Origin of the sequence: Thermosediminibacter oceani DSM 16646 (genome assembly GCF_000144645.1) — a bacterium.
GTDB lineage: Bacteria > Bacillota > Thermosediminibacteria > Thermosediminibacterales > Thermosediminibacteraceae > Thermosediminibacter > Thermosediminibacter oceani.
In genome coordinates, this window is sequence record NC_014377.1 from 2,174,522 (window position 1) to 2,195,691 (window position 21,170).

The 21,170-nt window shown below is 49.8% G+C and carries 19 protein-coding genes and 1 riboswitch; of the genes, 8 read left to right on the plus strand and 11 right to left on the minus strand.

The window, feature by feature from the left end; translation table 11 throughout:
• Position 1 precedes the first annotated feature (1 nt).
• On the plus strand, positions 2-1,177 hold the full coding sequence (locus tag TOCE_RS10970) for an ABC transporter permease (RefSeq protein WP_013276893.1): 1,176 nt from the start codon (positions 2-4) through the stop codon (positions 1,175-1,177).
• Positions 1,178-1,787: 610 nt separating this feature from the next.
• On the opposite strand, the gene TOCE_RS10975 is transcribed toward TOCE_RS10970, so the two are convergent.
• From TOCE_RS10975 to TOCE_RS11005, 6 genes are all read right to left on the minus strand, one after another.
• The gene (locus tag TOCE_RS10975) at positions 1,788-3,458 is read right to left on the minus strand and encodes a hypothetical protein (RefSeq protein WP_013276894.1); all 1,671 of its coding nucleotides are present in this window, start codon (positions 3,456-3,458) and stop codon (positions 1,788-1,790) included.
• Positions 3,458-3,883, minus strand: coding sequence for an S-layer homology domain-containing protein (locus TOCE_RS10980; RefSeq protein WP_013276895.1), 426 nt, complete (start codon positions 3,881-3,883; stop codon positions 3,458-3,460). Before TOCE_RS10980 ends, TOCE_RS10975 begins: the two co-directional genes overlap by 1 nt.
• A 454-nt stretch (positions 3,884-4,337) precedes the next feature.
• The gene (locus tag TOCE_RS10990; protein WP_013276896.1) at positions 4,338-5,102 is read right to left on the minus strand and encodes a YIP1 family protein; all 765 of its coding nucleotides are present in this window, start codon (positions 5,100-5,102) and stop codon (positions 4,338-4,340) included.
• A 19-nt stretch (positions 5,103-5,121) separates the two neighbouring features.
• The gene (gene sppA / locus TOCE_RS10995) at positions 5,122-6,045 is read right to left on the minus strand and encodes a signal peptide peptidase SppA (RefSeq protein ID WP_013276897.1); all 924 of its coding nucleotides are present in this window, start codon (positions 6,043-6,045) and stop codon (positions 5,122-5,124) included.
• Entirely contained in the window at positions 6,032-6,349 is a 318-nt protein-coding gene (locus TOCE_RS11000) for a nucleotidyltransferase domain-containing protein (protein ID WP_013276898.1), read from the minus strand. Before TOCE_RS11000 ends, sppA begins: the two co-directional genes overlap by 14 nt.
• A 28-nt stretch (positions 6,350-6,377) precedes the next feature.
• The gene (locus tag TOCE_RS11005; protein ID WP_013276899.1) at positions 6,378-8,756 is read right to left on the minus strand and encodes a Lon protease family protein; all 2,379 of its coding nucleotides are present in this window, start codon (positions 8,754-8,756) and stop codon (positions 6,378-6,380) included.
• 146 nt (positions 8,757-8,902) lie between these two features.
• Here TOCE_RS11005 and TOCE_RS12805 point away from each other — a divergent pair, with 146 nt between their 5' ends.
• A complete protein-coding gene (locus TOCE_RS12805) occupies positions 8,903-9,025 on the plus strand; it encodes a hypothetical protein (protein ID WP_013276900.1) in 123 nt (40 codons plus the stop codon).
• Between the two features lie 31 nt (positions 9,026-9,056).
• Here TOCE_RS12805 and TOCE_RS11010 read toward each other — a convergent pair whose 3' ends face one another.
• From TOCE_RS11010 to TOCE_RS11030, 5 genes are all read right to left on the minus strand, one after another.
• Positions 9,057-10,679: a CTP synthase gene (locus TOCE_RS11010; protein WP_013276901.1), complete on the minus strand. Its 1,623-nt coding sequence runs from the start codon at positions 10,677-10,679 to the stop codon at positions 9,057-9,059.
• A 149-nt stretch (positions 10,680-10,828) separates the two neighbouring features.
• Positions 10,829-11,470 carry an MBL fold metallo-hydrolase gene (locus TOCE_RS11015; RefSeq protein ID WP_013276902.1) on the minus strand — a complete coding sequence of 214 codons (642 nt, stop codon included), beginning with the start codon at positions 11,468-11,470 and terminating at the stop codon, positions 10,829-10,831.
• 194 nt (positions 11,471-11,664) lie between these two features.
• Positions 11,665-13,086, minus strand: a complete 1,422-nt coding sequence (locus TOCE_RS11020; protein ID WP_013276903.1) for a sigma-54 interaction domain-containing protein — start codon at positions 13,084-13,086, stop codon at positions 11,665-11,667.
• Positions 13,087-13,392: 306 nt separating this feature from the next.
• Positions 13,393-15,099 (minus strand): arginine--tRNA ligase, encoded by a 1,707-nt coding sequence (argS, locus tag TOCE_RS11025; protein ID WP_013276904.1) that lies wholly within the window; start codon positions 15,097-15,099, stop codon positions 13,393-13,395.
• Between the two features lie 104 nt (positions 15,100-15,203).
• Positions 15,204-15,551, minus strand: a complete 348-nt coding sequence (locus TOCE_RS11030; protein ID WP_013276905.1) for a hypothetical protein — start codon at positions 15,549-15,551, stop codon at positions 15,204-15,206.
• 238 nt (positions 15,552-15,789) lie between these two features.
• On the opposite strand from TOCE_RS11030, the gene TOCE_RS11035 reads away from it, so the two are divergent.
• From TOCE_RS11035 to TOCE_RS11060, 6 genes are all read left to right on the plus strand, one after another.
• Positions 15,790-16,410 carry a GntR family transcriptional regulator gene (locus TOCE_RS11035; protein WP_013276906.1) on the plus strand — a complete coding sequence of 207 codons (621 nt, stop codon included), beginning with the start codon at positions 15,790-15,792 and terminating at the stop codon, positions 16,408-16,410.
• A 94-nt stretch (positions 16,411-16,504) separates the two neighbouring features.
• Complete coding sequence (locus TOCE_RS11040; protein ID WP_013276907.1) at positions 16,505-17,608, plus strand: betaine/proline/choline family ABC transporter ATP-binding protein; 1,104 nt, start codon at positions 16,505-16,507, stop codon at positions 17,606-17,608.
• Positions 17,609-17,632: 24 nt separating this feature from the next.
• Complete coding sequence (locus tag TOCE_RS11045) at positions 17,633-18,274, plus strand: ABC transporter permease (protein WP_013276908.1); 642 nt, start codon at positions 17,633-17,635, stop codon at positions 18,272-18,274.
• A 37-nt stretch (positions 18,275-18,311) separates the two neighbouring features.
• Positions 18,312-19,232, plus strand: coding sequence for a glycine betaine ABC transporter substrate-binding protein (locus TOCE_RS11050; RefSeq protein WP_013276909.1), 921 nt, complete (start codon positions 18,312-18,314; stop codon positions 19,230-19,232).
• A 63-nt stretch (positions 19,233-19,295) separates the two neighbouring features.
• Positions 19,296-19,412, plus strand: a riboswitch (SAM riboswitch).
• A 69-nt stretch (positions 19,413-19,481) separates the two neighbouring features.
• Positions 19,482-20,516, plus strand: a complete 1,035-nt coding sequence (locus TOCE_RS11055) for a methionine ABC transporter ATP-binding protein (RefSeq protein ID WP_013276910.1) — start codon at positions 19,482-19,484, stop codon at positions 20,514-20,516.
• Positions 20,509-21,162 (plus strand): methionine ABC transporter permease, encoded by a 654-nt coding sequence (locus TOCE_RS11060; protein WP_013276911.1) that lies wholly within the window; start codon positions 20,509-20,511, stop codon positions 21,160-21,162. Before TOCE_RS11055 ends, TOCE_RS11060 begins: the two co-directional genes overlap by 8 nt.
• Positions 21,163-21,170 lie beyond the last annotated feature (8 nt).

Consider the following 21,170-nt stretch of genomic DNA (forward strand, 5'->3'; position numbering starts at 1 on the left):
AATGCCTTTTTCCGCTTATATAAAGATGGCCCTAAGGAGCATCACCCGCAAAAAAATGCGTTCCTTCCTCACCATGCTCGGCGTAATCATAGGCGTCGCATCGGTAATTACCCTGGTGGCAATAACTCAGGGCACCGCATCTCAAATAGAAGAGAGCATTAAAAGCCTAGGCGCCAACCTAATCGCGGTGAACATTACGGGCCGCGGGCCCACGAATTCTCTGACCTACGAAGAATTCCAGGAGCTCTCGACCAAAAACCCGTTCATAGATTACGCAGCTCCGGTTTCCACCGCCAGGCTCAGGGCAATTTACAAAGGCGAGAGCATGGATGTAAACATCACCGGCACCAACGAAGCCTACGCAGCTATTAGAAACCTGAACATAGCCCGGGGAAGATTTTTTACCGTCGATGACGTCAGGCTCAGACGAAGCGTAGCGGTTATCGGTTCCACCGCGGCTGAAGAACTCTTCGGGAGCAACAACCCCCTGGGCCAGGAAATACGGGTGAAAAACAGGATCTTCGAGGTAATCGGGGTCCTCGCACCCAAGGGCAACACAATGGGAGGCTCCGAAGATGAAATAATACTGATACCCATCACCGTGGCCCGTACCCTCACCGGCAGAAGCGGCATAAACCAGATTTACATGCAGGCCGGCTCCCCGGAAGTCGTACAGCCGGCGATCGACTACCTGACTTCGGAGCTCCTCAAAAAATTCAAAGGTGATGAAGACAGCTTCCGGATATTCGACCAGACCCAGGTGCTTGAAACGGTTAAACAGACCACCGGCGCCATGTCGACCATGCTGGGAGGGATCGCCGCTATATCCCTCCTCGTCGGCGGCATCGGCATAATGAACATAATGCTGGTGTCGATAACTGAAAGGACGAAAGAAATCGGCATTCGCAAGGCCCTGGGAGCCACGAAGCAGGATATACTCCTCCAGTTCCTCATTGAATCCATCATCCTCAGCGGCTCCGGCGGAGCAATCGGCGTGCTTTCGGGTTTCGCCGCCGCCTACGCCCTGAAGAGCGCCCTGGGCATAAGCGTAAAATTGGCGCCCCCCTTCGTGATTCTCGCCTTCAGCTTCTCGCTGCTGGTCGGTGTCTTCTTCGGCCTTTACCCCGCCAGCAGAGCTGCCAGCCTCAACCCCGTAGAGGCTTTGCGGTATGAGTAATAGCAACGCCCGGCGGTTAAACCGCCGGGCGTAATATTTTGCCCATTCCCTTTCTCCTTCAGTTTAAAGTTAAAATTTTGTGGAAATAATTCCAGCGAAAACTCAAGCCACCGATTCGCTTCTTTTATAAATAACCTTTCCTTCTTTCGAAATTTCTTCAATGAAAAATAAGCTTTCTTTTATTTCATCAAATTCTTTCGGAGTATATACAATAATATCAGCTCCAATACTTGGCTTTGCAACTTCAGCAACTTCCTCAAGCCTTTCGTAAAAACATTCGTGCCCTTCCTCCGCCCCGCGCCTGCCCCATATACTCTACCGCCCCTCGGCAGCCTAGGATTTCGCTGTGTTATGCCAGCTCATCCGAGCGGTCCAGCCTCTTATGGGGTTCTTGTTCATCAGGCCGTGGCTTTGCCGCCGGCTTCCTTCGGCACCCACCTACGGTGGGTCCCCGACCTCGCGATGGACACCCTTGCCTTTGGCTAGCGGAGTAGTGTTGCCTCGCCTACAGTGGACTTTCACCACCGAGTTTACGCTCATACCGGGCGCACATAAAAAACAGCTGGCAGGAATTTATCCTACCAGCTGTTCTGTCGATTAATTGCTGAACTTACTGCAAATCTTCAGCATAGTATACGACGATAGCCCTTACTATACCATCCTCATCCAGCAACAGATGTACTTCGTCGCCACTGTCAATCTTAGATAGTCTTATCTTATCACCGAGTACCCAATCGTCACCGTCTTTCTCGATATTGTAAATTACAGCGTCACTTGCAACTTTGAAGGTACCCCTGTTTTCTGTTACTATGAAGGAGCCATCTACTTCATCTACAGTATCTACTATAATATAAGCATCGTCTGGTGTGTCTGGATCGCCATCGTCTGTTACATCAGCAGGATCGTCGTTGATATCGTCATAAACGATCCATTCTGCTTTGTTCTTGCTGTTGAGTTCGAAAGCTACTAATGTGCCTTTGCCAAAGTATACTCTGTCTGCAACTGTGAATTCTTTTTCGCCTTCTGTCGCTACATTAATCTTGGCAACATAGTTGCTTCCAACTTTCCACGGCGAATCGGTTACGACGCCAAAGTAGACATCGTCCTTAGTTCCCTCAAAATCATCCTCGATGAATACTATCATATCGGCATCTTTGCCAGCTTCACCGATCACAACAGCTTTAGCTCCGGTAAAGGCCATATCTACGAAATCTTCATAAGAAATGACACTGGGATCCAATTCTCCCTCATCAAGAGCCTTCATTATTACTGTGTCTTCGCTTACATAGTACCTGTCGCTTCCAGCTGTGGCGTACTCTTTATCAGCTTCCTTAGTCAGGGATATTGCGTCAGCATCATCTTCTCCAGTTACGGTAACTATTGGATCGATTGAATCCTCGGCAATTTCACCATCGCTGTTGAGCTTGAATCCGATTACAGCATATTCTAAATTGTCATCTTCGATTGTTCCAAAATAGCCATCATCAATTGCTGCAAGCGGAGATACGTCTGTCCTGTCTTCAGCGGTATAGTCCACAACCTCACCATCTTTGGTGAAGACGGAAACCACACCGGTCTTATCCAGTTTCGCGTAAGTTACTATACCATAGATTGTATCGCTGGTGGTCTGAACGTTAGCTAATACGGCAGCTATTTCTCCGTTATAGTCAAGTATCACTGTTGCCTTTTCATCAGTAAGATCGGCAACATTGTCTAATCCAGCCCATACATCATAGCTTTCACCATCATCCAGAGTTACAACTGCGTTCTCAGCTTTTACGTAGGTTTCTCCATCCACGGTAAGCCTATCGGCCTTGAGTTTCTCGACTTCACCGGTGACTTTCTCGCCGGCAACTACTACGTACAGATCATCATCATCGTTTACCCAGAAGTAAACCAGTGAGTCTTCAGCTATATCTTCTAGTTTAGCGGCAGTAAAGTCTTTATTGTATACGAAAATTTCGTCGTAGTCATCAAGCTCAAGGTCTTCATCGGTAGCTCCAGCAAGATCTACGTACTCAATTACATCATCTTCAACCTTTGTAACAAATCCAGTACCCTCGAAATCAAAGAGGTTAGCAAATACTATTTCGCCTTTTTCAAGAACTATCCGCCCATATAATGTATCGTAGTCATCCAAATCTGCTGCATCTACGGATTCAAAGTTTACATAAATGGTTGCGTCATCAGCTACATCGTATTCATCATCTTGATTATACAAATACAACTTTATGTCATCTTCGTCAGTAAAATCTGAGTCATCAATTACCACTGTATCCATTAACTTATCTTTATCTTCTGTTTGGACATTAACAAAGAATATTTCATCTCGGCATATGTTACGTTATTATTGGGCTTGAAGGTGCCATCGGGATAACCTTTGAGGATGCCCTGCCCAACTCCCAGGTTTATGTAGCCAGTTGCCCAGTGAGTTGCAGGCACATCTTTAAACTTTGTCTGCCCCTTCATGAGGTTGGCAGAGCTCTCAAGCCCGCTAATTCTGATAATTAATGTGATTGCTTCTGCGCGGGTAATGGGTTTATCAAGGTTCAGGTTGCCCTTCTCGTCACCCTTCAGTATGCCGAGCGCTTTGGCCCTTACAACCGAAGGCGACGTTTCGGTTGTTGCTGCGAACCCTACGCTCACTGTGCTGAGCACAAATGTGAGAACAAGCAGGGTCACTAAGAGCTTTTTGAATCGCTTCATACCCAAATCCTCCTTATTGTTTTTTATAATTTATTTATATTGACAAAGCTTAATAACTTCTTTATATCCCCCCTCTCAAATATATGAAAAAGTTATATCCTAAAGATTATCATACGCAACACCACCCTGTAAGGTGATATTGCGCGTAATTGCCATATTAATATAAAAACTTCAAAAACTTTATTCAAATAATGAGCCTGGTCACTTTCCGATCATCGGATTTGAGTATGAGCTCAGGCTCATTATTTAATTGTCAACGTTCAAAATTCTATTGCTATTATAGCATCAGCCTGTTGGAGCGTCAATATTATTCCAAAATTGTAATATAAATGTAACACTCCGGTAACATTCACGGTTTTCCTTAGTCTTGCATTGATTTGGTAAAATAGACATTTAGAGGTAATAATATATATTCTATATATCCCGGTAAATTCCTCCCTGTACACATAAAATTTTACCAAAAATTCCGCATCACCGGGACGAAAATTAAAAGTGTGAATACTACCATCATTATGACCAGCGCCGCCACCGCCAGAACGGGGGCGAAGTAGGCTAGAGCCGCGCGGCCGGTAGTGAGGCCGTGGGTTTCCCTCACGGCAATTATCTGGAGGATCATAACCCAGATCCAGAATATAAAGCCGAAAATGGGACTCAGGTTGAATTCCGTCAGCCTCACCAGTAAATTGACGGGGGCCATGAACACCCGCGGCAGTGTCGCAAAGGCTAGAGCAGCGAACAGGGCTGGACCCGTCTTCAGTGGGAATATTGAGGCGGTTTCACCTTCGGACAGGGCCGTTACCCCCGAGCCTAGAAACTGCGCGGTAAGTTCCATCACGGCTGTGAAAATGAAATGCATCAGAGGACATATCAGCACTCCGAAGATTACGCTCATGGTTACCAGGGATGGTACCATATTCTGAAGCCCGGGGAAAATATTTTCCACCGTCATGCCGCCGTACGCCGGAACGGCTATCTTTCCCAGGACGTCCGCACTGCCCGGGACGGCCGCCAGTGACGGCAGAAGATACGAGAGGATGAGCACTATAAAGCCCTGGGCGATTTTCCGCTCGAAGGATACCTTCCGGAGGGCCTGGGCCGGCGAAAAAAGCACGCCGGCGATGTTATCAATGAAGTCCCTAAAAAAACCCTTTTCAGTAAGTTCTCTTTTCTCCTCGTCACTCACACCCATTTTTTCAACGGCGTTCTTTTCTTCTTCCAAGTGTCACACCTCCGCCCGTTTATTTCATCTCAGGAGCCCGGAGAAGGCCTGCCGGATCGATCCCCCAGGGAAGTATTATATTCCGGCTTTGCAGAAGGCCCGGTGCCCCGGTCATCAAAATTTCCAGGGGAGTTTTTCTGCCGTATTCTTTTATCTCGGGCTCGCCCTCGATGCCGGCAAGTTCGGCGGCGATTTTTAGTGCATCGTAAAAGTTGCCGAGTTCATCCACGAGCCCCAGCTCCTTCGCCTGCCTGCCGGTGAAGATCCTGCCGTCAGCGAGTTCTTTTACCTTTTCCCGGTCCATTTTCCGGCCTTTCGCCACAACGTCTATGAACTGGTTGTAGATGTCGTCCACCATCCCCTGGAATATGGCCCGCTCCTCCTCGGTCATGGGGCGGGTGGGGGAACCAATATCCTTGTGCTCGGCGCTCTTTATTACGTTGACCTTGAGGCCGAGCTTTTCAAAAAGTCCCTCCACGTTTTGAAATTCCATTATAACCCCGATGCTCCCGGTGATGGTGGCGGGGTTGGCCACTATCTTATCGGCAGCGCTGGCCACCCAGTAGCCACCGGAGGCGGCCACGTCGCCCATGGATACAACTACCTTCTTACCGGCTTCCTTCACCTTAAGCACCTCTTGGTAGATCTCCTGGGAAGCCGCCGCCGAGCCGCCGGGGCTGTTTATCCTTATTACGAGGGCTTTTATGGAGGGGTCCTGAGATGCTTCGTGCAGCTGATGGACTATGTGGTCGCTGCCCGACGATAAAAACGCATCGCCGCTTCCCCCCGTTATGACGCCTTCCAGGTTTATGACTCCCACCATGTTATCCTCCGCAGCGGTTGAACCTTCCTCCCGCCCGGGGCCGAGCGCGAAGGCCGCTATGACGGAGGCTATGACAAGGACTATTAGGGCTATGGTTATGAGACGCTTATTTTGCTTCATGAAGTACTTTCCCCTCCCGAAGGGCCGGATACAGTACACTCCCCTTTACATTTCCCCACTCTTCCACATATTTTGAGGATACTACTATAATATCAACAGGTATCCTAAGGGGGCTCAAGAGCCTCCTGAGCCTAACCATTTCTTTTCTTCTGTCCTCTACATTTTCTTTTATTACAAGAAAATCAATATCGCTGTCTTCATTCATATCTCCGCGGGCGTATGAGCCAAATAAAATAATTTTAGCAGGTGAGGCTTCTTTTTTTAATATTTCAACCGCTCTGTCTATTTTTTCCTGAGGTATCATTAGTCTCACCATCCGTGTTTTTCTTTCATCACTTATTTTCCCCATCGAAAAATTCTTTAGCCTTATCCGCCATTTCTTTTAAAGATTCCATTACCTTCCTGTGAAATTCCTCGGGCTTTACTCCCGTCATGATCTCTATGACGTCGTCGATGGTTTCGGCGGCGTATATGTGGAACCTGCCTTCCTTCACGGCGTCGATGACTTCCCGCTTCAGTATGAGGTTATCCAGGTTCCCGGAGGGTATCACCACACCCTGGGTACCCGTGAGCCCTTTTATCCTGCAGGTGTGGTAAAAGCCCTCCACCTTCTCGGTAACCCCGCCTACAGGCTGGACGTTGCCGTGCTGGTCCAGGGAACCGGTTACTGCCAGGTCCTGGCGCACCGGTATGCCGGAAATGCTGGAAAGCAGGGCCAAAAGCTCGGCGCAGGTGGCGCTGTCGCCCTCGACGCCGCCGTAGTTCTGCTCGAAGGTTATGCTGGCGGAGACGGCAAGGGGCATTTCTCTGGCGTATTTCTCGCCCAGGTAGCCGTAGAGGATCATCACCGCCTTGTCGTGGATTTTACCGGAAAGCTTCGCCTCCCGCTCGATGTTTACTACCCCTGCATCCCCCAGGAAGGTACGGGCGGTGATACGGGAAGGTTGGCCGAAAACGTAGTCGCCGATATCTATTACGGAAAGGCCGTTCACCTGGCCCACCGCCTGCCCCTCGGTGCTTATTATGATCTCGCCCCGCTCGATCATGGAAAAAAGCTTTTCTTCTATCATGTTGGAGCGGTATACTTTTTCTTCAACGGCCTTATCCACGTGTTTCGCCGAGACTGACTCCGCACCCTCCATGGCGGCCCAGGCGCCGGCTTCGTAGATTATTTCTGCAATTTCGTTAAACCTGGTGGAGAGCTTTTTCCTGTCCCCGGCCAGGCGGGAGCTGTAGTCGATTACCCTTGCCACAGCGGAAGGCTCGAAAGGCAGCAGCTTTTCATCCCTGCATATATGGCTTATGAAAGAGGCGTAATTTTTCATGTTGACCGGATTTCTTTCCATCTCTACGTCGAAATCGACTTTTACCTTAAAGAGCTTACGGAAGTCCCCGTCGTAGTCGTGGAGTATGTAGTAGATGAAGGGGCTTCCTATTATTATGACCTTGACATCCAGGGGTATGGGCTCCGGTTTCAGGGTAACCGTGGGCACGGTGCGGTACTGTTCCCCGATGTTTTCCACCCGGGCTTCGCCGGTTTTGAGGGTGCGCTTTAACGTATCCCAGGCAAAGGGGTCCATAAAAAGGTCCTCGGCGTGGAGCACCAGGTACCCGCCCCTGGCGCGGTGGATGGCACCGCTTTTTATCATGGTAAAGTCGGTGACGACGGTGCCGAATAAGGCCCTGCCCTCGATTTTGCCGAAAAGGTTGTAATAGTTGGGGTTGGTCTCGAAAACCACCGGGGCGCCCTTTGTGGCCCGGTTGTCGACGAACAGGTTTACCTTATAGCGGATGAAAAAGTCCTCCCGGGGCAAGCTCTGGCTTACCCCCATGGGCGCTTCCTGGCCTTCCCCCTTTTCCCTGTCACCGGCCCTTATCACCGCCAAGTTTTTGATTATGTCCTCCTTCACGGCCTTCACATAAGCTATTATATTTTCAAACTCCTCGTATTTAGAAGTTATTTCTTCGAAATAAGGGTCTATAGCCGTCAGCGCCGTCTTCCTTTCCAGCTCGGATAGCTCTTCCCTTATCTTTCTATCCAGGGCCCTCACTTTCCGGAGGGTCTCATCGATCCTGCTCTGAAGGGCCCGGCTCTTTTCTTCCAGCTGTTTTCTCTCCTCCTCGGTCAGGGCATCGAATTCCTCCTGGTTCATGGGCCTGCCGTCCTTGAGCGGAACGGTTACAAAGCCCTGGGGAGTGCGCTGTACGGTAAAGCCGTCGGCTTTAGCTGACTGCTCCAGTTTCTCCAGGAGCTCCACCGACATTTTCTGGTACTTCTCCACCAGTTCCTGCCTCTGGTTTTCGAATTTCTCGTCGTCGAAGACCCTGGAGATCTCCCGCCGGATTTCTTCTATGAGCCTTTCCATATCCTTTGCGAATTCTGAGCCTCTGCCGGCGGGAAGGAATATGGCCAGGGGTTTTTCCGGTTTTGCGAAGTTGTATACGTAGAGGATGTCGTCGGGCACGGGCTTTTCCGCGGCGACCTTTGATACCGCCGCCTTTGTATATGTAGTCCTGCCGGTGCCTTTGGGCCCGGTCACGAATATATTGTACCCCTTGCGGTTTATCCTGAGACCAAATTCCATGGACCTTATGGCGCGCTCCTGGCCTATTATATCCGAAAGGGGCTCGATTTCTTCGGTAGACCTGAAATTAAAAATCGCCGGGTCGCACGTCGAAGAAAGTTCCCCGGCTGTGAGTTTTCTGAGCATATGCCTTCCCCTCGCTTCCCTGAGATATATTTCCATATTCGGTTGAGTATATTATAAACTTTCAGGGGATTTTGTTCAATCTATATTTATGCATATTTTGCCCTTTGTGGTCACCTGTGCTATTATGAACGTTAGGAGATGATCTTATGATCAATGAATACGGGTTTACGGAGGCCAGAAACGATTTCTCGAGGGTTTTTAACACGGTTTACAATGAACTGAAACCGGCGATAATTAAAAGAGAAGAAGAATTTTGGAAGGGTCTATAAAAAAAGCTGGAGCATAGCGCTTCCAGCTTTTTTATTTCAGATTATTTTCCTTATACTGCAGGGCGGCTTTTATGAAATCCCGGAATAAGGGGTGGGGTCTATTGGGTCTGGATTTGAATTCGGGGTGGAACTGGGTTCCAACGAACCAGGGGTGATCCTTCAGCTCGATTATCTCCACCAGCCTGCCGTCGGGTGAAAGCCCCGAGATCACCATACCGGCCTTCTCCAGTACCTCCCTGTACTCGTTGTTGAACTCGTAGCGGTGTCTGTGGCGCTCTTCTATCATCTCTTCCCCGTAAGCCTCCATGGTCCTGGTGCCCGGGGTAATGCGGCAGGGATAGTGTCCCAGGCGCATGGTGCCTCCCTTTTTCTCTATGTCCTTCTGTTCCGGCATCAGGTCTATCACCGGATGAGGCGTATTCGGGTCGAATTCGGTGCTGTGGGCGCCTTGGAGGCCGCATACGCTGCGGGCGAATTCGATCACCGCACACTGCATGCCGAGGCAGATGCCGAAGAGCGGTATCTTTTTCTCCCGGGCGTACCTTATGGCCTTGATCTTGCCCTCTATGCCCCTGTCGCCGAAGCCGCCGGGGATGAGCAGGCCGTCGACACCGGAGAAGATTTCTTCCAGGTCTATGCCGTCTTCTTCCAGGTCTTCGGAGTGCACCCACTTTATGTCAACCCGAGCGTCGTTGGCTATGCCGCCGTGGGAGAGGGCTTCCGCCACGCTCAGATACGCATCGTGAAGTTCCACGTACTTGCCGATCAGGGCTATGCTGACCTGCTTGGAAGGATTCTTGATCCTCTGGACAATCTCTTCCCACTCGGAAAGGTCCGCTTTTCTGCCGTCAAAGCCAAGTTTCCTTACCACCACTTCGTCAAGGCCCTCTTTTTTCAGGATCAGCGGCACCTCGTATATGCTCTCGGCGTCATAATTCTGGACCACCGCCTCGGGTTCCACGCTGCAGAAGAGGGCGATTTTTTCCTTGAGCTCCCGGGATAAAGGTTTTTCGGAGCGGCAGACGATTATGTCGGGCTGTATGCCTATACTCCGGAGTTCCTTTACGCTGTGCTGGGTGGGCTTGGTCTTCAGTTCCCCGGCCTTTGAAAGGTGCGGCACCAACGTCACGTGGATGTAAAGCACGTTGTCCTTGCCGAGATCGGTCCTGAGCTGCCTTATTGCCTCCAGAAACGGGAGGCTTTCGATATCGCCCACCGTGCCGCCGATCTCGGTGATGACCACGTCAGGGGATGATTTGCGGGCTATCCTGGTGATCCGTTCCTTTATCTCGTTGGTTATATGCGGGATCACCTGTACCGTGGCCCCCAGGTAATCCCCCCTCCGTTCCTTGTTTATAACCGACCAGTAGATCTGTCCTGTGGTGACGTTGCTGTCTCTCGTCAGGTTAACATCTATGAACCGCTCGTAGTGTCCCAGGTCCAGGTCCGTCTCAGCACCGTCCTCGGTCACGAACACCTCTCCGTGCTGGTAGGGACTCATGGTCCCCGGGTCCACGTTTATATATGGATCAAATTTTTGCATGAATACCGAAATACCCCGGCTCTTCAGAAGGCGTCCCAGCGATGCCGCGGTTATACCTTTACCTAGTGATGAAACAACTCCTCCCGTTATGAAGATGAACTTGGTCACCATCATTAGTCCTCCTTGAAAAAATTCCGTACACAAAAAAGGCCATACATTATATTTTAGGCATTTGCAAAGTTAGTTGTCAATAGCCTTCCCAGCCCAAATAAAAAGCAGCGGTGATAGTATTCGCCACTGCTTTGGCATCCCAAAAAATTCTATTCATACTTGAGGACAAGAATCCTGCGTTCTACCGCATTCAGGTCCTCAGCGGTAAGCTCGAGGGTGTTGGCCTCCAGGTATTCTCCTCCGCCGACCTTTTCCAGGAATTTATCTACCGGGTCTATTGGCATGCTGACAGCCGGGGTCTTGAAGTGCATAGGGATGGTTATTTTCGGCGAGAGCTGCTCCATTACTGCAGCGGCGCCCTCGGCGTCCAGCGTGAACGTACCTCCGACCGGCAATAGCAGCACGTCAACCCTGCCGATTTCCTCCACCTGCAGTTTTGTGAGCAGGTGGCCCAGGTCGCCCACGTGGCAGATCCTGATACCGTCTATCTCGTACACGTATATCACCACAGGGCCCCTTTTGGCACCCTTTACCTCGTCGTGAAAGGCGGGGATGCCTTTTATTGTCACACCTCCGGTGCTGTATTCTCCCGGGGCCTTTATTATGGTCGGATCTCCCTGCACAGCCTCCACGTAATTGTGGTCGTAATGGTCGTGGCTTACGGTGACAACGTCGGCCTCGACTTTAGGTATTTTATAACCCACACTTCCATCGAAGGGGTCGGTTACTATCTTGGTCCCGGTTTGGGATTCAAGAAGGAAGCACGCATGGCCGAACCACCGAATTTTCACAGTAAAACCTCCCTTTCTTTCAAGGCTTTCAAATAAACCTTGATTTGGAAAAACACGATCTATATCCTCTCCAGGTATTTTCGAGACTCAATTTGACCTTTTTACATACATATGGTTTAACACTATTTATATATTCTTGTAAAATCGTCAAATTCCTGCTCAACCTTATCTTATTTTAACCATTTCCAGCTAAGCTAATTCCTGGAAAAGCCGTCTTCCTCCACTTTTAGCTTTCGCAGTTTGTACTGCAGGGTCTGTCGCGGTACGCCCAGCATCCGGGCGGCTTTGGAGATGTTGCCCTCTGACTTTTCCAGGGCTTTTTTGATCAGGTCCGCCTCCACCCTCTCCAGGGCGTCGTTCAGGTTCAGGTCCTCGTAACAGGCGATACGCCCCTTTTGGGGTGAAAAATGGACCTTTATCTGGATCGGAAGGTGAACAGGCTTTATTTCGTTTCCCTCCATTAGGACCAGCGCGCCTTCTATGGCGTTCTCCAGCTCTCTTACGTTGCCGGGCCAGGGGTAATCGAGGAAAATCTTCATTACTTCGTCGGAAACCCTGACTTCTCTATCTTCCTTTTGGGAGTACTTTTTTATGAAGTGATCCACCAGAAGGGGTATATCCTCCCTGCGCTCCCTCAGCGGCGGGATCCTGAGGGAGACCACGTTTATCCGGTAAAACAGGTCCTCCCTGAGTTTTTGCTTCCGAACGGCTTCCACCGGGTCCTCGCTGCAGGACGTTATAACCCGGGTATCGACAAAGCGCACTTTGGTGTCGCCCAGGCGGCGTATGGCCCCTTCCTGCAGCACCCTTAACAGCTTCGCCTGAAGCTCCAGGGGCATGGTGTCTATTTCGTCCAGAAATATGGTGCCCCCGTCGGCCAGTTCGAATAGGCCGGGCCGGTCTTCTGCTCCGGCGAATCCTCCCTTTATCGTCCCGAACAGGGTGCCCTCCAGCAGGGCCCCCGGCAGTGCCGCACAGTTCTGGGAGATAAAGGGTTTGTTTTTCCTGGGGCTCTCGTTGTGTATGGCCTGGACGAAGAGTTCCTTGCCGGTGCCGGTCTCTCCCCAGACCAGCACGGGTATGGAACTCTTTGCCGCCTTTATAGCCAGCTTTTTCAGTTCGACGATGGCCTCGCTCCTGCCAACTATATCGTCAAAGGTGTAACCGGAGGTGCCGTTTTCCTTGATGTCCGCATTTTCCTGCCGGCCGTACAGGATAGCCTGAAGGTCCGTTATCCGCTCGGACATGTCCCTTACCGAGGTCACATCCCTGGAAATCTCCATAGCGCCCGTCACCTTTCCGTTCACCTTTACCGGCAGGGTTGTGTTTATGGTGGTAATCTTTCTTCCTTTGTAGTTGGTGAAGGTCTGTTCCTGATCGTAAATCGGCTCTCCGGTCTTCAGCACCTTAAGTATCGTGCTGTTTTCTTCGGAGAGGGAGGGAAAAATGTCGAGCAGATGACGGCCCAGCACCTCCGAGGGCGAAAGGCCCTCGATCCTTGAAGCGGCTCTGTTGTAATATACGGTGACGCCCCTGTGGTCCACTATGTGGACCCCTTCTTCCACGTGGGAAAGCAGGAGCTCCAGCTGGGCTTTTACGACTTCAAGTTCGCTCAATTTCCCCCTCCCTTCCAATTAGTTCGCAATAAGGATAATACTGCATACTAAATTTATGCTACCAACCTTCAGTCCCGGGCGGATGGGTAACATCAAGGCCACCTTAGAATTCGACCGTTGCCGCTCCCGGCGAGGGGCGAGCGAAGCCGGGCCGGAGCGCAGGAGGCGCGGAGAGCGGGACGCGGCAAGGATGCCGCATTCCTGCGGTGCCCGGCGTAGCGCAGCACCGAGCCCTGGAGCGGCAGGGAGAATTCTCGGGTGCCGGATGCTACCCTCCGCTCAGGGGCGCTGAAGTGTTTTATTCTCCTACATCCGATCTGGGGCGGAAATGCCCAGGATCCTGAAGGCGTTCCTCAGGACCTGCTGCACCGCCTTTACCAGCATGAGCCTTGCTGCGGTCAGGTCCGGGTCGTCGGTCAGCACGCGGCATACGTTGTAAAAGGAGTGAAAAGCGGCTGCCAGTTCCAGCGTGTAATTGGCTATGCGGTAGGGCGAAAGGGTGGATGCAGCTACCCTTATCTCCCCCGGGAAATCAGCGAGTTTCTTAATAAGCTGGATCTCGGTTTCATCGGTCAGCTTGGAAAGGAGCTTCTCAAGGTCTTCGGGGGACCTATCCCGGACCTCGGGCACGGCAACGCCCTGCTCGGCGGCCTGCCTGAAGATGCTAGAAATGCGCGCGTGGGCGTACTGGACGTAGTATACCGGGTTTTCCTCCGACTGCTTGACCGCCAGGTCCAGGTCGAAATCCAGGTGGGTATCGGCACCCCTCAGGTTGAAGAAGAACCGGGCAGCATCCTTCCCTACTTCTTCCACCAGGTCCGCCAGCGTCACCGCCCGACCGGTGCGTTTGGACATGCGCGCGATTTCGCCGTTCCTGTAAAGCCGAACCAGCTGCATTATTATAATGGTGAGTTTTTCCGGGTCGTAACCGAGAGCCGCCAGGGCTCCCTTCATCCTGGCCACGTGACCGTGATGGTCGGCTCCCCAGATGTCTATGACCCATTCAAACCCCCGGTCGAATTTATCCTTGTGGTAAGCTATGTCCGAAGCGAAATACGTGGGTATTCCGTTCTGCCTTACGAGCACCTCGTCCTTGGGCACTCCGAATTCCGTCGCTTTAAACCACAATGCTCCGTCCTTTTCGTAGGTATATCCCCGTTCCGTAAGGAGCCTGATGACCTCTTGCACCTTGCCTTCATCGTGAAGGCTCCTTTCGGAAAACCATACGTCAAAGTGGACGCCGAAGTTTTCAAGGTCCCGTTTCATGCGATCTATGTTCTTTTTCAGGGCATACTCTATAAAATAGGCTCTCCTTTCGGCCGGGTCCACGTGGAGGAAGCGGTCGCCTTCCTTCTCTATCAGTTCCCGCATGTGGTCTTTTATGTCCTCCCCGTGGTATCCCCCTTCGGGAATTCGACCTTCTAAGCCCAGAAGCTCCAGGTATCTTGCCTCCAGCGAGAGCCCGAAGTTTTCAATCTGGTTTCCGGCATCGTTTATATAAAATTCCCTGGTGACGTCGTAGCCGGCCATTTCCAGCACCGACGCCAGGGCGTCCCCCAGCGCGGCTCCCCTGGCGTTGCCCATGTGCATGGGGCCAGTTGGGTTGGCGCTGACGAACTCCACCTGCACCTTTTTGCCCTTCCCGATATCCTGGCGACCGTAAGCGTCGCCTTCGCTTAGAATTACCGGGATTACACCGTGGGCCCAGGTGGGGGAAAGGTAAAAATTTATAAATCCCGATCCAGCCACTTCGATCCTCTCTATGCCGGTACCGGAGATTTCCATTCGCTCCTTTATTATCTCTGCGATCTTTCTGGGCGGCATTTTCGCCTCCCTCGCCGCCGTCATCGCCACATTGGCCGCAAAATCGCCGTGGGCTTCAGCCTGAGGCACCTCTATGTTGAATTCCGGTATTTTAGTGAGGTTTATGACCCCGTCGTCAACGGCCTTCTTGAGAGCGGACACCGTCAGTTCCTTCAGCTTATCCTGTATCTGTGCCTTGACGTCCTTCATAAAAAACCTCCTAAATTGTCAGAATAGTTATCGCCGCCGCATACTACTATTATATATTTTTGCGGAATTTTATGCAACAAAAAGAGTGGACGGGCCCTCACGGGTTACTTCCTGGTATGGGAGTCCCTTCTGGCCCTCTGCACCAGGGCTTCGGCCCTTATCATGGCCGTCTCCAGTTCCTCTTTTTTCGGCTTTCGCCCTAGATGTTTTTTAAATTCGTTGTTAAATATCTCTATGAACTTATCCATCTTGGCACTGCCCTTGAGGCCCCATTCCTTGTAGTGTTCTTCAATGTAGTCCACGATGTCCGCCGTCAGGTCCATTATGATGCGGTACCGCCGGTTTTTATTGTACACGCTTATGCCGTAGCCGATAACGGCCGCTATGAGGGGTTCCATAACCGCTTCGTTGGTGAGGATGTTCCCGATAAACCTGAGCCAGGCCCAGTTCATAAAAAATCCCCCCTCTTAATCTATATTATGCAGGGAAGGGGGATTGGGGACCTGTGTATTTTGTTTATTCATAGGCTATTTAATTTCACTTTATGTATATGTTATAATACTCGAGGTAATCGATCATGAAAATCACTTTGTATGACCGAGACCATCGAGCTTGCTTGCAAGAGTTTGTGAGGAAAAAGCCCTTATCAGAGCTGAAACGCAACATAAAATAAAGCCGGAGGTATTTTAAATGAATGAAGTGGTAAGACCCAGATACGAATATATCGCCCTTGATATAGCCAGGAGGATTGTCCAGGGGGAATTCAGCGAGGGTGAAAAGCTATACGGGAGGTCGAATCTGGCCGGGCTTTACAACGTTTCCCCCGAAACTATACGGCGGGCTGTTTCTCTGCTGGAGGATATGGGAGTGGTTTCTTCGGAGCAGGGTAGAGGTATAATAGTAAAATCGAGGGAGGCCGCGTATAAATACGTAGACCGTTTCAACGAAAAGCAAACTCTGGAATCCCTTAGAAATGAGTTAACCGAGCTCCTGGAAGCTCGAAGGCGGCTGGACGAAAGGTTCGAGCTAATTTTATTAAAGACCATTGAGTATGCCAACAGGCTGAGAAATATCAACGCCTTTAACCCGGCGGAGGTTCGGGTGAATGAAGAAAGCAGGGCGGTGGGAAAAACCATATCAGAATTGAAATTTTGGGAAAATACCGGCGCCACAATTATAGCCGTTAGAAGAGGAGAAGAGCTGTTTCTCTCACCGGGACCCCATTTCCAAATAAAAGGAGGAGATTTTCTGGTGCTGGTGGGAGATGAGGATGTCCTAAAGAAAACCGATGAATTCTTAAACACCCCATAAAATATGGGGTGTTATTATTTGGCGCATATTTGACTGCGTGACAACTCATATAGTATAATATAAGTTGTCACTAAACGGAAGGGGTGGGGATAGGATGATCCGATTTGAAAATATCACTAAAAAGTACGGGGATACCGAGATAATCAAGGAAATAAATCTGGAGATAAAAGACAGCGAATTTGTCGTATTAATAGGACCCAGCGGCTGCGGGAAGACCACCTGTTTAAAGATGATAAATAGATTGATCGAACCCACTTCCGGTAGAATCTACATAAATGACAAAGACATATCCGAAATGGATGTCATTGAACTCCGGCGGAATATCGGTTATGTCATTCAACAGATAGGTCTTTTTCCTCATATGACGGTGAGGCAGAATATAGAATTGGTACCGCTGCTTAAAAAATGGCCCAGGGAAAAGAGGGCCGAAAGGGTAAAGGAACTTTTGGATCTCGTAGGCATGCCCCCGGAAAAGTTTATGGACAGGTACCCAACGGAACTGTCGGGCGGCCAAAAACAGAGGATAGGTGTTGCCCGGGCTTTAGCCGCAGACCCGGATATTATTTTAATGGATGAACCTTTCAGCGCTATCGACCCCATTGCGCGAACCCAGCTGCAGGATGAGCTTTACGAGTTACAGCAAAAACTTCATAAAACCATCGTTTTCGTAACCCATGATATAGACGAAGCATTAAAACTGGCCGATAGGATCTGTATAATGAAGGAAGGTACGGTGGTGCAGTTTGACACACCCGAAGCAATATTGAGAAACCCTGCCGATGATTTTGTGGAAAATCTTATAGGCAAAAAGCGCATATGGAAACAGCCCGAATACGTAATGGCAGGAGATATAATGATCACCAACCCTGTTAAAACCTTACCTTCCAGAACTCTGGCGCAGGCTGTCGAGATCATGAGTGAGAGCGGTGTTGATAGTATTCTCGTAGTTGATAAGGAGAACCGGCTTCTAGGTATAGTTACAGCCGAAGACATAAGAGCCGGTAGGGATAAAGCTAAAAAGCTGGAGGAAATTTATACTCGTAATGTTTTCACAGTAAAACCCGATGATTCGATTTTAGACGTGTTGAGGCTGATGTCACAGAAAAATATAGGTTATGTCCCCGTAGTGGATGAAAATAACGTACTCAAGGGCTTGATAACCCGAAGCACCTTTGTGAATGTATTGGGTGGGAATTAAAGGAATAGAGAGGGTGAAACTAAGATGCCGGTAGCAGAATATATAAACTTCATGCTCGAAAGAATGGACGATATTATAGTTTTGACCGGACAGCACATTCAACTGTCTTTTATAGCTATAGTGGTTGCCATAGCCATAGGGGTACCGCTGGGCATTCTGATGACAAGGTTCCCATCAATTTCGTCTTTTATCCTGGGATTAGCCAACGCGGTTCAGGCGATACCGAGCCTGGCATTTCTGGGGTTCCTGGTGCCGATTTTTGGAATCGGATCGACTCCCTCGATAGTCATGGTCTCCGCATATGCTTTGCTGCCGATTGTAAAGAACACTTATACGGGCCTCACTGGTATAGATAAAGCCATCGTTGAGGCCGGCTTGGGTATGGGCATGACCGAACAGCAGTTGATGACTATGGTACGGATACCGATGGCTTTACCCGTTATCATGGCAGGCGTCAGAATTGCAGTCGTAATGGCTGTAGGTTTCACCACTTTGGCGGCATTGATTGGTGCGGGCGGCCTCGGCCAGCTTATATACAGAGGAATATCTATGGTCAATAGCCGTATGATCGTGGCAGGTGCCGTGCCGGCGATGATTTTAGCCCTGGCGATAGATAAAATTTTCTATTTTTTGGAAAAAGCGGTCACCCCAAAGGGAATAAGATAAAATTCAATCTTTTATAAATGAGTGGGGAGGCGATTTTATGAAGAGAAATTTACTGATGGGAATTTCGGCTGTTTTAATTACGGTTTTGATCGCATCTTGCGGTTTGGGTGGTGGAGCGAGACGGGGGGCTTCCGGCGATACCATCGTAGTTGGGTCAAAGAATTTTACCGAACAGATCATCGTGGGTAATATGGTAGCTGATTTGATCGAAGCCCATACCGACCTTAAGGTAGTAAGGAAAATGAATCTCGGCGGCACCAGCGTATGTTTTGAAGCACTAAAAAGGGGCGGTGCTAATAACGGAATAGATGTTTATGTTGAGTACACCGGAACGGGTCTGGTAAATATCCTCGGGATGGAAGCCATAACCGATCCTGACAAGGCTTATGAAACGGTCGCGAAAGAATTCAAAGACAGGTGGAATATAGTTTGGCTGGAGCCCTTGGGCTTTAACAACACTTTTACGCTGGCTGTTAAGGAAGATTTTGCAAGAGAACATAAAATTGAAACCTTTTCGGACCTCGAGAAGATTAGCGATCAGCTGGTACTTGGGGGTACAATGGAATTTATGGAAAGACCCGACGGTTATCCGGGGTTAAAAGAAAAATACGGTTTTAAATTTAAGGAAACAAAATCCATGGATATAGGGCTAAGATATACGGCGATAGCCAACGATGAAGTTCAAGTGATCGATGCTTTTGCCACCGACGGTCTACTGGTCCGCCACAATCTAAAAATACTTCAAGACGATAAACATTTCTTCCCTCCCTATTACGCTGCACCGGTTATCAGGCAGGATGTTCTGGAAAAATATCCCCAGTTGAAAGATATTCTTAACCAACTGGCCAGCCAGATTTCCGACGAAGAAATGCAGAAGTTAAATTACCTGGTCGATGGAGAAGGTAAGGAGGCGGCAGAAGTAGCAAAGGAATTTTTAAAAGAAAAAGGATTGATTTAAAGAAAGCATTGACAGGACAAAAAAACCATGTTAATATTTTTATCAACAAAAGTGAATAAAAAACTCTTATCAAGAGCAGGTGGAGGGACTGGCCCGATGAAACCCGGCAACCGGCAGCCTAATTTTTCCGGCTGCAGCGGTGCTAATTCCAGCAGAACGTTAAGTTCTGGCAGATAAGAGGATTTTCAACCCTCTTCGCGCTGTCAGAAGGGGGTTTTTTATTTTCATTTTGGGAAAGGAGGGTCTTTATTGATCCGCATCAGAAATCTGACAAAAGTTTACCGCTCGGCTTCGGGGAATGTCAGGGCGCTGGACAACGTCAACCTGGACATAGAAAGAGGCGATATTTTCGGTGTTATAGGCCTCAGCGGCGCCGGCAAGAGTACCCTGCTAAGATGCATCAATATGCTCGAAAAACCCACGTCCGGCTCGATAGAGATAGACGGCGTTGAGATGACCAGGCTTTCCCCCAACGAATTGAAGGAAATGCGGAAAAAAATAGGCATGATATTCCAGCATTTTAACCTGTTGTCATCCAGGACCGTCCGGGGCAATGTGGCCTTCCCCCTGGAGATTGCGGGCCTTGACAGGGAGACGATCAACAAAAAAGTGGAAAATCTTTTAAAACTGGTGGGGCTTTCCGATAAGGCGGAAAGCTACCCGTCCCAGCTATCAGGCGGTCAGAAACAGCGGGTGGGCATAGCCCGGGCCCTGGCCAACGATCCAAAGGTCCTGCTTTGCGATGAGGCGACTTCCGCCCTGGACCCGGAGACGACTCTATCCATTTTGAACCTTTTGAAAGATATCAACAGGCAGCTGGGAATCACAATTGTGCTGATAACTCACGAGATGAACGTCATCAAACAAATCTGCAACAAAGTGGCAGTAATCGAAAAAAGCCGCGTGGTGGAACAGGGGCCCCTTCTCGAAGTATTTTCAAACCCCAAGACGGAAACCGCCCGCAATTTTCTGAAATCCATCACTTTATCTCAACTTCCCGAAGATTTAAAAGATAGGATCAGGAACCTGAACCACGGGCACCTGGAAGGGAAGATTGTCAAAGTCGGCTTTTTCGGGGAAATCACTGCTCAGCCCGTCATATCCGATATCGTAAGAAAATTTGACGTAGACGCGAATATACTCTACGGAAATATCGACCACATCCAGGGTACCCCCTACGGCACTCTCGTGATGGAGCTGCGGGGGAAGAACGGCGGAGTAGGCGAGGCTCTAAAATACCTGAAAGAGCTGAGGCTCGACGTGGAGGTGGTTGAAAATGTCTGAAACTCTCAATCTGCTGCTTTTAGCCACATGGCAGACCGTATACATGGTGGCGGTGTCGGTGCTCATAGCAACGTTCTTCGGGATTCCGCTGGGCGTCCTGCTGATGGTGACCGACAGGGGCCAGATACTGCAAAACGGCCTTTTAAACAAAATCCTGGGCACCGTCGTTAATATCTTTCGCTCCGTGCCCTTTGTAATACTTTTGATAGTGCTCATACCTTTCACGCGTTGGCTGGTAGGAAAGGCCATAGGGACCACCGCGGCCATCGTTCCCCTTTCGGTGGCGGCCATTCCCTTCATGGGCAGGCTCATCGAAACGGCATTGAGAGAGGTAGACCGCGGCGTCATTGAAGCGGCCCAGGCTATGGGGGCTTCACCCTTTCAGATAATAACAAGGGTGCTGATTCCGGAGGCCCTGCCTTCAATAGCCGCGGGAATTACCATAACCACCATAAATCTGGTGGGATATTCCGCCATGGCAGGCGTAATAGGAGGTGGTGGACTGGGAGACCTGGCAGTCAGATACGGATATCAGCGGTTTATGCTCGATATCATGCTTTACACCGTAGCGATTCTGGTTGTTATGGTACAGCTTATCCAGGTTGCGGGAGATTTGTTTGTAAAAAGGCTTTCTAAAAACCGGTAAATCCTATA

Bases quoted from the DNA above. Each gene is read 5' to 3' on its own strand.
- TOCE_RS11045 (WP_013276908.1), top strand. From the start codon at position 17,633: ATGCCGGTAGCAGAATATATAAACTTCATGCTCGAAAGAATGGACGAT.
- TOCE_RS11000 (WP_013276898.1), bottom strand. From the start codon at position 6,349: ATGATACCTCAGGAAAAAATAGACAGAGCGGTTGAAATATTAAAAAAA.
- argS (WP_013276904.1), bottom strand. From the start codon at position 15,099: ATGAAGGACGTCAAGGCACAGATACAGGATAAGCTGAAGGAACTGACG.
- TOCE_RS11035 (WP_013276906.1), top strand. From the start codon at position 15,790: ATGAATGAAGTGGTAAGACCCAGATACGAATATATCGCCCTTGATATA.
- TOCE_RS10970 (WP_013276893.1), top strand. From the start codon at position 2: ATGCCTTTTTCCGCTTATATAAAGATGGCCCTAAGGAGCATCACCCGC.
- TOCE_RS12805 (WP_013276900.1), top strand. From the start codon at position 8,903: ATGATCAATGAATACGGGTTTACGGAGGCCAGAAACGATTTCTCGAGG.
- sppA (WP_013276897.1), bottom strand. From the start codon at position 6,045: ATGAAGCAAAATAAGCGTCTCATAACCATAGCCCTAATAGTCCTTGTC.
- TOCE_RS11030 (WP_013276905.1), bottom strand. From the start codon at position 15,551: ATGAACTGGGCCTGGCTCAGGTTTATCGGGAACATCCTCACCAACGAA.
- TOCE_RS11010 (WP_013276901.1), bottom strand. From the start codon at position 10,679: ATGGTGACCAAGTTCATCTTCATAACGGGAGGAGTTGTTTCATCACTA.
- TOCE_RS11005 (WP_013276899.1), bottom strand. From the start codon at position 8,756: ATGCTCAGAAAACTCACAGCCGGGGAACTTTCTTCGACGTGCGACCCG.
- TOCE_RS11040 (WP_013276907.1), top strand. From the start codon at position 16,505: ATGATCCGATTTGAAAATATCACTAAAAAGTACGGGGATACCGAGATA.
- TOCE_RS11060 (WP_013276911.1), top strand. From the start codon at position 20,509: ATGTCTGAAACTCTCAATCTGCTGCTTTTAGCCACATGGCAGACCGTA.
- TOCE_RS11050 (WP_013276909.1), top strand. From the start codon at position 18,312: ATGAAGAGAAATTTACTGATGGGAATTTCGGCTGTTTTAATTACGGTT.
- TOCE_RS10980 (WP_013276895.1), bottom strand. From the start codon at position 3,883: ATGAAGCGATTCAAAAAGCTCTTAGTGACCCTGCTTGTTCTCACATTT.
- TOCE_RS10975 (WP_013276894.1), bottom strand. From the start codon at position 3,458: ATGGATACAGTGGTAATTGATGACTCAGATTTTACTGACGAAGATGAC.